At 63.6% G+C, this 13,033-nt stretch carries 11 protein-coding genes, 1 tRNA gene and 1 other RNA gene; 7 read left to right on the top strand and 6 right to left on the bottom strand.

All coding sequences use genetic code 11. The features are described 5' to 3' along the window. Nucleotides 1-164: 164 nt before the first annotated feature. The 4 genes from ffs to recR all read left to right on the top strand — a co-directional run bounded on the left by ffs (nt 165) and on the right by recR (nt 3,254). Nucleotides 165-263, top strand: an RNA gene (ffs, locus tag GEV06_19320) — signal recognition particle sRNA small type. Between the two features lie 318 nt (nt 264-581). Further along, entirely contained in the window at nt 582-2,276 is a 1,695-nt protein-coding gene (gene dnaX / locus GEV06_19315) for a DNA polymerase III subunit gamma/tau (protein ID MPZ20041.1), read from the top strand. A gap of 71 nt (nt 2,277-2,347) precedes the next feature. Then, nucleotides 2,348-2,653 (top strand): YbaB/EbfC family nucleoid-associated protein, encoded by a 306-nt coding sequence (locus tag GEV06_19310; GenBank protein MPZ20040.1) that lies wholly within the window; start codon nt 2,348-2,350, stop codon nt 2,651-2,653. Nucleotides 2,654-2,657: 4 nt separating this feature from the next. Then, complete coding sequence (recR, locus tag GEV06_19305) at nt 2,658-3,254, top strand: recombination protein RecR (protein MPZ20039.1); 597 nt, start codon at nt 2,658-2,660, stop codon at nt 3,252-3,254. 54 nt (nt 3,255-3,308) lie between these two features. On the opposite strand, the gene GEV06_19300 is transcribed toward recR, so the two are convergent. The 4 genes from GEV06_19300 to GEV06_19285 all read right to left on the bottom strand — a co-directional run bounded on the left by GEV06_19300 (nt 3,309) and on the right by GEV06_19285 (nt 6,689). After that, on the bottom strand, nt 3,309-3,926 hold the full coding sequence (locus GEV06_19300) for a methyltransferase domain-containing protein (protein MPZ20038.1): 618 nt from the start codon (nt 3,924-3,926) through the stop codon (nt 3,309-3,311). Next, nucleotides 3,851-4,906, bottom strand: a complete 1,056-nt coding sequence (locus GEV06_19295) for a glycosyltransferase (GenBank protein MPZ20037.1) — start codon at nt 4,904-4,906, stop codon at nt 3,851-3,853. The genes GEV06_19300 and GEV06_19295 overlap by 76 nt, the downstream gene beginning before the upstream one ends. 46 nt (nt 4,907-4,952) lie before the next feature. Beyond that, on the bottom strand, nt 4,953-5,519 hold the full coding sequence (locus tag GEV06_19290) for a methyltransferase domain-containing protein (GenBank protein ID MPZ20036.1): 567 nt from the start codon (nt 5,517-5,519) through the stop codon (nt 4,953-4,955). A gap of 69 nt (nt 5,520-5,588) precedes the next feature. After that, nucleotides 5,589-6,689 carry a hypothetical protein gene (locus tag GEV06_19285; protein MPZ20035.1) on the bottom strand — a complete coding sequence of 367 codons (1,101 nt, stop codon included), beginning with the start codon at nt 6,687-6,689 and terminating at the stop codon, nt 5,589-5,591. A 170-nt stretch (nt 6,690-6,859) separates the two neighbouring features. Between GEV06_19285 and GEV06_19280 the strand changes: the two genes are divergently transcribed. Beyond that, nucleotides 6,860-7,477 carry a DUF4203 domain-containing protein gene (locus GEV06_19280; protein MPZ20034.1) on the top strand — a complete coding sequence of 206 codons (618 nt, stop codon included), beginning with the start codon at nt 6,860-6,862 and terminating at the stop codon, nt 7,475-7,477. 198 nt (nt 7,478-7,675) lie between these two features. After that, nucleotides 7,676-7,750 (top strand) — tRNA-Asn (locus GEV06_19275). A gap of 624 nt (nt 7,751-8,374) precedes the next feature. Here GEV06_19275 and GEV06_19270 read toward each other — a convergent pair. Beyond that, nucleotides 8,375-9,433, bottom strand: a complete 1,059-nt coding sequence (locus GEV06_19270) for a DDE-type integrase/transposase/recombinase (protein MPZ20033.1) — start codon at nt 9,431-9,433, stop codon at nt 8,375-8,377. A 610-nt stretch (nt 9,434-10,043) separates the two neighbouring features. Between GEV06_19270 and GEV06_19265 the strand changes: the two genes are divergently transcribed. After that, nucleotides 10,044-11,129 (top strand): (p)ppGpp synthetase, encoded by a 1,086-nt coding sequence (locus tag GEV06_19265; GenBank protein ID MPZ20032.1) that lies wholly within the window; start codon nt 10,044-10,046, stop codon nt 11,127-11,129. Nucleotides 11,130-11,519: 390 nt separating this feature from the next. On the opposite strand, the gene GEV06_19260 is transcribed toward GEV06_19265, so the two are convergent. After that, on the bottom strand, nt 11,520-12,599 hold the full coding sequence (locus GEV06_19260) for a transposase (GenBank protein ID MPZ20031.1): 1,080 nt from the start codon (nt 12,597-12,599) through the stop codon (nt 11,520-11,522). Nucleotides 12,600-13,033: the final 434 nt, after the last annotated feature.

Genomic DNA, 13,033 nt, shown 5'->3' with positions numbered 1-13,033 from the left:
TGCTCTGAGACGTGCTCTGAGACGTGCTCTGAGACGCGCCTCTGAGACGAGCACAGAGGCTGAGCACGACGTCGAATCCTGCCCTTGCGCGCACATGCCGGTCACGTTAGACTCGCTGATCTGGGTCATTCGACATGGCCCGCTCAATGGCCGGTCGCACCGCGGCCCGGGGCCTGTGCAACGCCAGCCTCCGAACCGCGTCAGGACCGGAAGGTAGCAGCGCTAAGGAGTGTCTGCCGTGTGCCGCAGATCCTCCGGGTCGCGGTGGGACCGGCCAGGGAAGGTTTGAGGTTCGAGGTCCGAGGTTCAAGGTTGGAGGTGGGGGCAGGACGGGGCGTTCGGGGTTTACGATTCGAGGTGGTGGCAGGTGAGGCCCGAAGGTTGAAGGCTGAAGTTTGAGGTTCGACATGGTAGCGGGCGCAACTCCAGTCGTCTCCCGAGCCATCCCGCGCGAACCCAGCACCGAGTTCAACCTCGAACCTCGATCCTTCTACCCGACACGTTCGACGAAGCCACCAAACCTGCGCCCGGCCACCACCTCGGACCTCGAACCTCTAACCTCGAACCTTTGACCTCAGACCTTGACCTACCAAGTTCTCGCTCGCAAGTGGCGCCCGAAGCGATTCGACGATGTGGTCGGCCAGCAAGGCGTGACCGAGACGCTGCGCAACGCCATCACCAGCCGTCGCATCGCGCAGGCGTTCATCTTTGCCGGCTCTCGCGGCATTGGAAAGACGACGACCGCTCGCATCCTGGCGCGCGCGCTCAACTGCGAGCAGGGGCCCGTGCCGGAGCCGTGCGGCGTCTGCTCCGCTTGCGTCGAGATTGCAGAAGGGCGGGACCTCGACGTCCTCGAGATCGACGCGGCCACTCACACACAGGTCGACAAGGTCCGTGAGATCATCATCGAAGGCCTCGGTATCACCCCTGTCCGCGACCGCTACAAGATCTTCATCATCGACGAGGTCCACCAGCTCTCCAACGCGTCGTTCAACGCGCTGCTGAAGTCGATCGAAGAGCCTCCGCCGCACGTCGTCTTCATGATGGCGACGACGGAGCTTCACAAGATTCCGGAGACGATTCGATCACGGGCGCAGGAGTTCGAGCTCAGAACCGTTGGCACGCGCGCCATCGCGCAGCACCTGAGCAAGATTGCCGACGCGGAAGGTGTCGAGGTAGACGAGGCGGCGTTGATGCTGCTGGCGCGGTTTGCCGAAGGCAGCGTGCGCGACGCTCTGAGCGCGTTCGATCAGGTCATTGCGTTTGCTGGAGCACGCGTCACGGCAGAGCAGGTGGCGACCGTCCTTGGGTTGATTGGACGCGACGTCCTGTTCGAGATCGTCGAGACGGTGGTCGACGAGCGCGCCGCTGATGTGTTCGAGCTCGTCGGGAGGATCGTGGAAGTGGGGCAGGATCTCCGCCTCGCCTGCAAAGAGCTCATTGGTCTGGTCCGCGATCTGATGGTCGTGCAGATCGATCAGTCACGCCTCGAGGATGCGGAGCTGGCAGGGGACGCGGATCGGCTCCAGGCGCTTGCTGCTCGCTGTTCCCGCGAAGATCTCCTGCGCGCCTTCGACGTCCTGGTGCAGGCGGAGAACGAGATCCGGTACGCATCGCAGCCGCGTTATCACCTCGAGATGGCGTTGCTCCGATGGATGCATCTGCGCAAGCTCGTTCCGCTGACAGATCTCCTCCAGTCGCTCGGAGGTGGTGGCGCGCTACCACGCCCCGGAGCCGGAGGCGTGAGCCGCGCGCCCGCGCCACGCGCCCCGCGTCCTTCGAACCTGCTGGCGCCAGCGAAGCCGGCGCTGCATGAGGGGCGAGCGGCGACCGCAGGTCTCGGCGAGGCCAACGTCGAACCTCGTCCCTCGCCCCTCGAACCTCGCCGCGCGAACCTCGAAACGGCCGAGCGACTGAGCGCGTTCACAGAAGCCGTGCGTCAGCAGAACCGCATCCTGCACGGCACGATCGTGCTGCCCGCGCAGGGCATCGAGGTGTCGGGCGACGTGATTACGTTCAGCTACGCGCCGTCGAATCGCATACAGTTGGAGCGATGCCGCGCCGAGCGCCAGCGATTGGAGCAGATTGCCACTGGCGAGTTCGGTCGCCCCATGACGGTCAAGGCGGTGCCTGGCGAGGAAGCCGCCCAGGAGCCGATCGGAGAACGGGCATCCGAGCAAGCGCGCTTGCGCGAAGCCGTGATGAGTGAGCCGGCCGTGAAGACGCTCTTGGATATCTTCCCAGCCGAGATCAACGATGTCGAAGAGATCAAGTAGGCTCGTCCGCGGTCGGGTCGGGCGAGGTTGACGGAGGCCGGATTCGTGGGAGACGTGCTGAAGGAAGGCTGATGGACCTGCAACAGATGATGAAACAGGCGCAGCAGATGCAAGAGCGCCTGCAACGCGAGCTGGGGGATCTCCGCCTCGAGGCGTCCGCGGGCGGCGGTATGGTCAATGTCACGGTCAACGGGCACAAGCAGCTCCTCGAGATCAAGATCGACCCCGAGGTCGCCTCGCAAGGCGATCTCGAGATGCTGCAGGATCTCATCGTGGCCGCGATGGCAGATGCGCACCGCAAGGTCGACGAGGCCGTTGCGCAAAAGATGGGTGGCTTGATGGGCGGTCTCGGCGGACTCAAGCTGCCCGGTATGTGAGCCCGTGTCCTACCCGGTACCGCTGAACGACCTCATCGAGCTGCTTCGTCGCTTGCCGGGCATCGGCCAGAAGAGCGCGCAGCGCATCGCGTTTCATCTGCTCAAGACCAGCGACGCGGATGTCGCCCGTCTTGCGCAGTCGCTCCGTGACGTCAAGACCCGTGTGCGGCACTGCTCGACCTGCGGCAACATCACCGAGCAGGATCCCTGCGTCTTTTGCACAAGCCCCACTCGTAACCGACGTCAGATTTGCGTGGTCGAGGAGCCGGTGAACGTCGTGGCGGTCGAGAAGACGCGCGAGTTCAAGGGCGTCTACCACGTGTTGATGGGCGTGCTCTCTCCGCTCCAAGGCGTCGGCCCCGATGATTTGAAGATCAAGGGACTGCTCGCGCGGGTCCAAGACGGGGCAGTCGATGAGGTGATCCTCGCCACCAGCCCGAATGTAGAAGGCGAGGCGACCGCCATTTATCTCGCGCGCCTGCTGAAGCCGCTCGGCGTGCACGTGACGCGCATCGCCATGGGCGTGCCCGTCGGCAGCGACCTCGAGTACGCCGATGAAGTCACCATGCACAAGGCGATCGAAGGCCGCCGCGAGATTTAGGTAGGGCCGCCTCGCCGAGTCGGCGAACGCCCCCGACCATCTGAAACACCCGCCCTATCTTTCGTGCTTCACCCGGCAGAGGACCATCGTCCAGGGGAGCGGCGTGCGCACCGCGACGACGTCGAAGTGCGAGCGAAGGAGCTCCAGAAACGCCTGCTGGCTCCAGTGATTCACATGGCCTGGTGTATTGCCGAGTGAGCCCAGATACTTACCACGGCAGACGTTGAGCACACGCCACAGCGGCTCGCGCGGGACACTCGCGAGCAAGAAAGGATTGGCCAGCGTCGCCAGGCGCTGTACCGCTTGGCGGGGATCGTCCACGTGCTCCAGCACCTCGCAGCACACCACCAGCTCCTCGGTGTGCTCCGGTCCAAGCGATAGCACATCGGCGCTCCAGACGTCGATCTTCAGCCCCGCCTCTTCGATCCGTTGGCGCGCGATCGGGAGAACCTCGTCTGCGATGTCGCAGCCGCGCACCTGCAGCCCGCGGCTGGCGAGCCGGATGCAGAGCTCCGCTTCGCCGCATCCCACCTCGATCGCCGATTTCGCGCCGCTGAGGCCGACGAGATCGTCGAACGCCCCGAGGAACCCGTTCATCAGAAATCGCGCGACCGGGTTTCTCGTGTGGTACTTGTCGTAGTAGTTTCCCGCTGGTTGGTTGGCTCGCTCCATGATGTGTGACGCTGCGGTGCGGCGCTCTGCGCGCGTGGCTGCCACTGCTCGCTCAGGTGCTGAATACGCCAGTCGACGGTCTCTAGGAGCTTGCGGTTGACGGCAACCAGGTCGGCCACAAAGCCGATGACCAGGGCGATGAAGCTCAATGTCATGCAGGCTGCCGCGAGAATCACTGACTGCACGTGGCCCTGACCCTGTCCGATGGTCCAGAAATAGAGGAAGCGGCCCCCGGAGATGAGGCCGACCGTGCCGAAGAGCAGCGCGATGCTCCAGAAGAAGAACAGCGGCCGGTAGGTGGCGAAGATTCGGACTATGGTGACGACCGACTTCAGCACATAGCTGGGGATGCTGCGCACGAGGCGCGACGGTCGCATGGGCGCATTCGTCCGCACGGGCACGGAGACCACGCGCATGTTGCTGTGCCCCGCTTGGATGATCGTCTCGAGCGTGTACGTGTAGCGGCTGAAGACCTTCAACCGCATGGCCGCCTCCCGGCTGAGCGCGCGAAAGCCGCTCGGGGCATCTTCGACCGACGTGCGGCTGATCACGCGAACCACCCAGCTCCCGAGCCGTTGCAGCGCTTTCTTCACGACCGAGAAGTCGGCGGTCGCCGCAATCGGCCGGGCGCCGATGACCATGTCGGCGCGACCTTGGAGGATCGGCTCGACGAGATCCGCGATGTCAGCGGCACAATACTGATTATCCGCATCCGTGTTGACGATCACATCGGCGCCGCGCTCGATTGCCGCCGTCAAACCGGTCATGAATGCAGCCGCTAGTCCACGATTGCCGGAGTGCGTGATGACGTGATGCACGCCGAGCCGTCTGGCGGCCTCCGCCGTATCATCGGTCGAGCCATCGTCGACAACCAGATACTCGACTTCGTCACACCCTGGCACTTCGCGCGGCAACGCAGAGACGGACACCGGAAGCGCGGCGGCCTCGTTGTAGCAGGGAATTTGAATGATGACTTTCACGATTCTCAGAGGCGGGGCCCTGCGAGCTGCTCCACCGCGTCACACCTCAGCGGCTGGTTGTCTCGAGCACGCACAGTTGATTGGCACCGAACAGGAACCGCTGATAGCGCGTGAGCTGGAACCCGGCGCGGTCTGCCAATGTCCGAAGCGCTTGCTGATCGAGGAGCGTCTGATGTTCGTCGGCCGCCTCACGACTGAAGAGTCCCACTCGCGCGCCCGCTTCGTGCGCCCATTGAAGGGCGGGATCGGGCGTTGTCAGCACCAGTCGGCCGCGGGGCGTGAGCCGCCGACGCATCTTCTCCAGCCAAGCGAGCGGATCGGCGAGATGCTCGATGACCGCTAGTGCAGCGACGATATCGAACTCGTCAGTCGACGAGGCCTCGAACTCGTCCAGTGTGAGGAACCGGTGCGCAGGGAAGTGCGCCTGAGCTTGCGCCAGCGCCGCCTGATCCGTATCGACGCCGAGGTATCGCGCGGGCTCGACAAATCGCGCCAGCGCTCCGGCGGAGCAGCCGAAATCCAGGAGTCGTCCTCGACCCAGATGCGACCTGGCAGCGGCCAGGCGCCGGTTCTGAAGCAGCGGCGAAAGAACGCCCGTTAACTGGCCGGCCATTCCAGCCGAATTATGTCACACCGCGCGCACGCCGCCCGGCAGACCAGTTGACCTCGAGCCTCGAAGCTCCTACCTCGAACCTCCGACCTCGAACCTCCGACCTGCGACCGGCGCCAGGCCGCGGCGTGCGAGGAACGCCACACCCACGGCCATCCAGACGAGCATCCTCGCCTTTCGAACGATCGCCAGCGTCACACCGGTGGCGTTCGTCAAGCCGAGCACTTCGGCGAGGAGACCGGTGCCTGCTTCATCCACGCCGAGGCGGAGTGGAACGAACTTGAAGACCACGTTGATCAAGCGGTTGACCGACTCGAGCAGAAACGCGGTGAGCAATGACGGCTGCGCCAATACTGTCGTTGCATCGCCCGCCGGTCCGGTCGTGACCTCGACGCGAGTGCCGGACGCCGACATCAACAGTTGCAGCGTGAGCCAGACTTCCGCGACGCCGGCCGCATGATAGGCGCTTTGCAGCAGGAGAACGGGAAGGGTCCGGCTCGGGTGGTTGCGATTGAAGCCGTAGATATGCGCCTCGACGGCAAGCAGCTTGTCGAGCCGCTGGCGAAGCGGAGCGGGGCATAGGTTACGCCGCTCCAGCCACGCGACTGTCCGGCTGATCAGGCGTACATCGCCGCCGATCATCGTCAGCGTCACGAGCATGAACGCCACCATCGCACCGAGTGCGGCGAGGCTTAGCGCACGCAAGGACGCCGGCACCTCCACGCTGAACAGCAGCGCCACACAGCCGCCGACGATGACGACGGCGACGCTCCAGGTGTAGAACAGATTCTCGACGGCGAGTCCGGCGAGGGCGGTCATCAGCGACACGCGATGACGCACGAACGCCGCCTTGGTGGGCTCGCTGACAATCAGGCCGAGCGGTGTCAAGTTGCCGAGGGCATCGCCGCTGACCACGGCGGGGAACGTATCGCGTACGCGGAGCGCGTGGGGCTCTTCCGAGCACAGCGACCATGCGCGGGCGCGGGCGAGATACCGAAAGCCGGAGAGCAGGAGGATGGCGAGGAACCAGCCGCCGACGCGTCCAATGCCATCGATGATCGTGGCAAGGCCTGTTTGGTGGACCGTATAGACGAAGAGCGCCAATCCGAAGACAGCCGCGGCGACGCCACCCACAGTCAGTCGAGCACGATGGGGCGTTTCTTCCGCACCCATGAAGCGCCCAGTATATCGGGTTGCGTGCAATCGGCACGCTGTGAGCCATCAGCCGGACGTGCGGCGGCGACCCGATTGCCTGTTCCCGCCGCCTGGTTCCTGTGTCCTGTTTCCCATTCGAAGGGTGATTCCTGATTCCCGATTCCCTGACCCTTCTATAATGCGGGGCGATGCTGCCAGTGTCTTTTCAAGCGGGGGCGGTGCTGTTCGTGCTCGGCGGGCTGCTCACGTGCTTTGCGGGCCACCGGATCTTTCGCTTCGTGCTGGCGATGGGCGGGTTCATCCTGGGCGCGCTGCTCACCAGTATGGTCCTCGCCCCCACGGCCACCGGAGGCAAGGAGTTGCTGGTGTTGGTCGCGGGCGGCCTGGCGGGCGCTGTTTTGCTGGTGCTTGCCGAGTTTGTGGGCGTCGCGCTGATTGGCGCGGCGGGTGCGGCCATCATCGTTCATTTCGGGGCCGCCAACCTTGGCCACGAACCAGGGGCGCTACTCGTGCTGGGTTGCACGGTCGCCGGCGCGCTCGTCGCGCTTGCGCTCCAGCCATACGTCATCGTGCTCTGCACGGCGTTCGGCGGCGCGTGGCTCATCGTCACCGGCGGCTTGGGGCTCTGGCGCCAGCCGGCTGTCGCAGGTGTGGTGGATCGGGCGCTCGGACTCTTGACCTATCCGCTCCGTTCGGCGGGAGAACACCAGTGGGTGGTTCTCGTCTGGTTCCTCGTTGGCGTGCTCGGCACGTTCTTTCAGCTGCGTCTATCGGGTCGAGTGATGAGCGCTCGCAGGGCTGGTTGAGGCCATCGCGTCAGACGGTGGGCGATGGGAGGGCCGCCTCGCCGAGGCGGCCGCTCACGCGTTCGCCGCACGCGTTGGTCCGACGGGACGCATGCGAAGATGCCTGGCGTCCTCATGTGACATTGACCCGCTGGGCTGCGCTTCGCTAGAATGAATGGTCTTGTCTGGCGTTCAACGCGCCGCGGATCCTGCCGATGTTCCTCAGTAGCTCAATGGTAGAGCATCCGGCTGTTAACCGGAGGGTTGCTGGTTCGAGTCCAGCCTGAGGAGCCAATATTTTCAACAACTTAGCGAGATTCGCTCCGATCGGGGTTGTGAACAATTCTGTTCGGTGAATCCGTCTTTCCTCTGGATTCGCAGAGCGAGACTCACAAAACATTGAGCAATTTCGCGGATCCCCAAGCGATCCATCAGATGAGCATCCGGTCAGAAACCGGAGTGTACTTTCCGGAAGTGCCGCCCGGACGCTCGCTGGACTGGAACCAGGTTAAACCTCGTGACGGGTCGGACCCTGCGCGCTGATCCCGGAGTCGAGCGTCACGCTCGTACTCGCGCCGTTCATCGCCGACGCATTATGGAAACTCGACAATCAAACAAGTAGCCGAGTTCTCTTCACGGACATTCTGGACTTCTGCGCGCGGGTTCTCGCCATTCAATTCGGCAAGGCACGATCGATAGACGAACGGTGATCGGATTTTGGAGACGGTCCTGGGCCTCTCCTCATGGGACGCGCGCGGTCGGGTTCTCTGGGCGATCGCCTCGAGGCGCACGAGTTCGCGATCGCAACGGCGGTCAGCCGCCGGGGTCATGCGGCCGCGTTGAGTGACGGGCAGGTCTCGCAGGACGCCGATCGGTTGGCCTCCACGCGTGCTCGGCGCGCGGCGGCCGCGCGTGACATCAGGTCCGCCGGCACCGCGTCCCCGGTGCCGAAGTACATCTCGTCGGGCGTCTGTCCTCGGAACGCCGAATGTGGAAGCACGTGGTTGTGTTCGTGGACGTAGAACGCGCCACCAGCCGGCGGATGGTCGCGACGCTATCGAGCGGGTGGAGGAAGAGCCACTGATGTTTCAGGGAACGCCACCAGGCTTCGATCATCGAGTTCGAGAACGTCAGCTCCGTGAAGGCCAGCAGACGGCGTAGGACGCCCGTGGCGATCAATGCGTCGACCTGGGCGTCGACGTTCTCCACGCCCGCGTCCGCCAACACGACTGGGGCACTCGCTGAACGGGTCGCGCCCCGACTGGCCTCGAGCAGCACGGCCACGCTGTTAACTGGTGCGAACGTGTCGGCCACGCGCCACGCCAGAATCCGTCGAGAGACGTTGTCGATGACGGCGTGCAGATAGACTCGTGTCCCGTCGAGGAAGCGGATGACGGTGGTGCCGATGTGCCACATCTCGTCAGCTCCCGTCGTGCGCAGCCCCAGCTTCGGCTTCGCCGGATGCACGCGGAGCCGGGGGCGTCTCCAGCCGTACTGCCCTACGAGGCGGTACCAGGTCGACGGCGACGCCGACACGGTGCCGAGCCGGTGCGCGAGGACGGCGAGGGTGCCGGTCGGGACGTGACGGTACCCGGGCGAGGTGACCATGTTCCCGATTGCCTGGACCTCGGAGGGCGTGAGTCGATAGGGTGACGTGCGAGGACAAGACCACTGATCGTCGAGCGCGCACGCGGTCTGCCGTCGGCGCCAGGCGTGAAACCGACTCGGCGACATACGCAGGAACCGGAGGACCGCTCGCAACGGGATACACTCGCGCGCCCGATCCACTGCGCGCAGGATCTGCAGCTTGGCGTGTCCGTCCGGTAGACGCTCTCGTGACAGGGTGAACCCGGAGGTGTGTAACAAGGCCAGCGCCAACCGGAGCAGCGCCGCGAGCTTCTCGACACGTCGCTGCAGCTTCAGGACCTCCTGCCGGACTTCCGGCTCCGTCAGGTCGGCCACCTCCAGACTGACCACGACCGTCGGCGTCGCGCCGAGCCACCCACGCGCCGTCGAGCGCGGGACGCCGAGATCCGTGGCGATGGTCAGGTCCCGGTGCGTTGGACGAGACCCCGGAGCCGATGGTCATAGTGTTGCTGCGTGCGGGAGGTGGTCGCCATGCGGATGATCATCGGCCGTTCGCTCACGCCGCTCAACTCCTCAAGGACGATGCGGGGCGTCCGTCGGCGTGATGACAACTCGCGCGAGACAGTGCAAAATGTCCGTGGGGACAGCTCCGATAAACGCCGTAGCGTAGTGCGATGTCGCTGTCCCGCCGCCATCAGCACCTCTGCGGCTTATCAGTAGCTGCTGGGCAACTACACGGAACCACACGAACCCCGGCGATGCCGCATTGGCGCCCTCCGGCTTCGACCTCCACCGGGTCTTTCGCGCTGGCGCCGCTTCGCGGGCGGAAGGTCAAGCAATCCCGCGGAGGACCTGACGCGAGAGGACTTGCCAGTTGTGCAGCGGACGCGAACAATGGCGGCGATTCGCCGGTCAGTAGTATGAGGGATGGGCGTGCGGCAGCCGTGGCCAGCAACGACGCATCCACCCATTCAACGTTGGCGCTAGGAAGGAAGGCCTTTTGAGCCCGTCCGATTCTGACGCGTTCCCTGGAGGCTCGAAGTCACGGGTCAACAGAGCCGGTGCACGCGTTCGAACTGGAAAGGCGACGCCCCAGGACCTCCAGGCCATCGATACCTGGCGAGCGGCCCACCGAAACGTACTCAACACGTTCCAAGCAATTCTTAGAACACGAACCCGCGATACGAGTGTTACGGTCGCTCAACGGCACAAAAGAAAGCGCACGATATTCGGCAAACTGCACCGCTTCCCAAACATGCAATTGGCTCGAATGGACGACGTCGCTGGATGCCGGCTAATCTTTACATCCATTAGCGAACTCTACGCATTTCGTGACACACTCCATGGCGCACGTTTCAACCATCGACGCCGGAATGACACCGACAAGTATGATTACATCACGTGTCCAAAGAGCACTGGATACCGCGGTGTTCACGACGTATACGAGTACGACGTCAACTCCACCGTTGGTCGTCCTCTCAAGGGGCTGTTAGTCGAGATCCAATATCGGACCCTTGTCCAGCATGCTTGGGCTACCGCCGTCGAAGTTATCGGATTCATCACCGAGAACCAACCGAAGTTCGAGCAAGGAGATACCAGATACCAGGAAGCAATGGCGCTCGCCAGTGAGCTTCTCGCTCGGGCATACGAGGAATCGACTGGCCCGTTCCCTGAGCTAGGTGATCGTGATGTTGTCCGACGCTTTCTTGCCCTGGACAAGGAGCTTGGTCTCCTAGCCACGCTTGCAGGCCTCAATGCTACGAAGGCGGCGGTAACGCTGAAGCGCAACGCCATCTTGATCTTCTCGGAAGCTGGTGAGCTTGATGTGAAGACATTTAGAGACGCGACTGAGGCGCTTCGCGCGTTGTTCGAGCTTGAGGAACAAATACCCAGCAGTGACGTTGTGCTCGTTCGCGCCGACACTAGTGCCGAAGTGAGGTTAGCTTTCAAGAACTATTTTTCGGATGCTCACGATTTCATCGACATGGTGGAACGTTCATGTCACACACTATCGGGCCATCGGGTTCTCCGCACAAGAGGCGGGAAACACGCGAGAAACACGCGACCTGCTAGGAAGCGGAGGTGATCTCTGGAAATCCTTTGCGCTCAGCGCCGAACAATCCGCTGCGCTCGACGCACAGGCTCTGTCCCATTTGCGCGTGCGTGACCTAATCGTTGGACGGCAAAGCAAGAATGACGACGACGGAACGACCCGTCCAGAAGTCCAGAACGTTCGCCATTTCGACTTAGTCACCGCGTAATGTCCAACAATCTGGTCGACAGCTCCGAACCACGATGCAGTCACCGGCCAGAGTCCCGCGCTCGACATGCTCCATTGCGGGCCTTGCCGTCCCCTCACTTAGAGGACTCGTGGCGCCCGTCTATTACCCTTGGATGAACGCGAATTCGAACGACGCGACTCCCGTCACGTCTGGCGCGTGGACCTGCGCAGGTCAGGGACACTCGTGAGGCCGTTCTACGCGGCAGGTCGGTAGTAGTACTTCAACAGTCCACCCAACCGCGGACGACAGGCGATCGGGCTGTTGCCATGAGCCGTCCTCGTGGCTGGGAAGAGCAATTGATTGCCCACGCCCTGATGGTTCCGTTCGTGGTGATAGTGCTTGACAAACTCGTGAATCGCGGCGCGCAACGAGCGTTCGCCAACGAGAATCAGTCGGTCCAGACACGATTCTTTGATCGTCCTCACGAAGCGCTCCGCGTACGCGTTGAGATTTGGCGAACGGGGCGGCAAGCGGACCGTCTCGATGCCGGCCGCCGCCAACGTGTCACCAAACGCGTCGGTGAAGCGTGGATCGCGATCATGAAGGAGGAAGCGTTTCCGCCGCAGGCATCCATCAACCGGATCGGTGACCTGGCGACCGCACTGGATCACCCAGGCACTGTCGGGCTCCGGAAGGATGCCGGCGATCTCCACGCGTCGCGTCGCCAGGTCGATCACGAACAAGACGGCGAAGCGCGTCAGCCCTCCAGCGGTCCAGACTTCGACCGTGAAGAAATCCGCGGCCGCGAGGACGTCCCGGTGGGCGGTCAGGAACTCCTGCCACGTCGTCCGCTTCTGCCGCTCAGGCGCGGGTTCGATGCCGCGTTGCCTCAGGAGGTTAGCGATGGTTCCTCGGCTGACGTGGTGATCCAGGTTGGCGAGCGCGCCTTGAATCCGCGTATAGCCCCACGAGCGGTTCTCGGTCGCCATCCGGACGACCCACTCGCGGATCTCCGCCGTGACGGGTGGCCGTCCCGGGCCGCGCCGCAGGTGGCCGTCGTACTTGCGAGCGATCAGCGCTCGATGCCACGCGAGCAAGGTGTCCGGTGTCACGATGGACCTGATCTCCGTCAGCGCGCGTCGACCGAGCGATTTGGCCTTCGCAGCCAGACGGATTCGCTGATCGTTGGTGAACCGGAGCCGCCGAGGTCCGAGCTGCTCCCGTAACACGCGGTTCTCCTCCTGCAGATAGTCGATGACGTCTCGCTGCTGCTGGTTGATCCAGCCAGCCAGCGCGACAAGAAAAAAGCGAAGCGGATGGAAGAGCGGAACCATGCGAGCAGGGTATCAGAGCCACGAAGCGGTCTTCGTCGTGGCCGGAACGTCGAGCAGGTCAGCGGTCGCTGAGGCCGTTTTGGCATCAACGTCCTCGATCGAGTTGTTGGACACTACGCCCTGGCAACCCGTCTTTCTCCGCGGCGTCGACCACAGCGCCGGCCTCCTGCGATGCTGAGGCGGTGTGGTCCGCGTGACAACCGGGATAGAGAGACCCGGCTGCTATTCACCGTCAGCGCAGAGACACGGAGCGACGCCGTGAGCCACTGACAACCGAGACAGCACGAGCGCGGCACGGGCGCCGAAGGCACTGGTCTCTCTGCTTCCGATGTTACCGGCTCGCGGTCTTCAAGCGACTCACAACACGCTTATTTTGGGGCTAGTACATCGTCCGAAAAGTACTTTGTGATACGTTCAGGTTCTTGTAGAGTGGG

The organism is Luteitalea sp., from assembly GCA_009377605.1.
Lineage (GTDB): Bacteria > Acidobacteriota > Vicinamibacteria > Vicinamibacterales > Vicinamibacteraceae > WHTT01.
This window is presented reverse-complemented; position numbering and strand designations above follow the sequence as displayed.

Coding starts and splice junctions, on each gene's coding strand:
- GEV06_19310 (MPZ20040.1), top strand. CDS start 2,348: ATGGACCTGCAACAGATGATGAAACAGGCGCAGCAGATGCAAGAGCGC.
- GEV06_19300 (MPZ20038.1), bottom strand. CDS start 3,926: ATGGAGCGAGCCAACCAACCAGCGGGAAACTACTACGACAAGTACCAC.
- GEV06_19290 (MPZ20036.1), bottom strand. CDS start 5,519: ATGGCCGGCCAGTTAACGGGCGTTCTTTCGCCGCTGCTTCAGAACCGG.
- GEV06_19285 (MPZ20035.1), bottom strand. CDS start 6,689: ATGGGTGCGGAAGAAACGCCCCATCGTGCTCGACTGACTGTGGGTGGC.
- GEV06_19280 (MPZ20034.1), top strand. CDS start 6,860: ATGCTGCCAGTGTCTTTTCAAGCGGGGGCGGTGCTGTTCGTGCTCGGC.
- GEV06_19260 (MPZ20031.1), bottom strand. CDS start 12,599: ATGGTTCCGCTCTTCCATCCGCTTCGCTTTTTTCTTGTCGCGCTGGCT.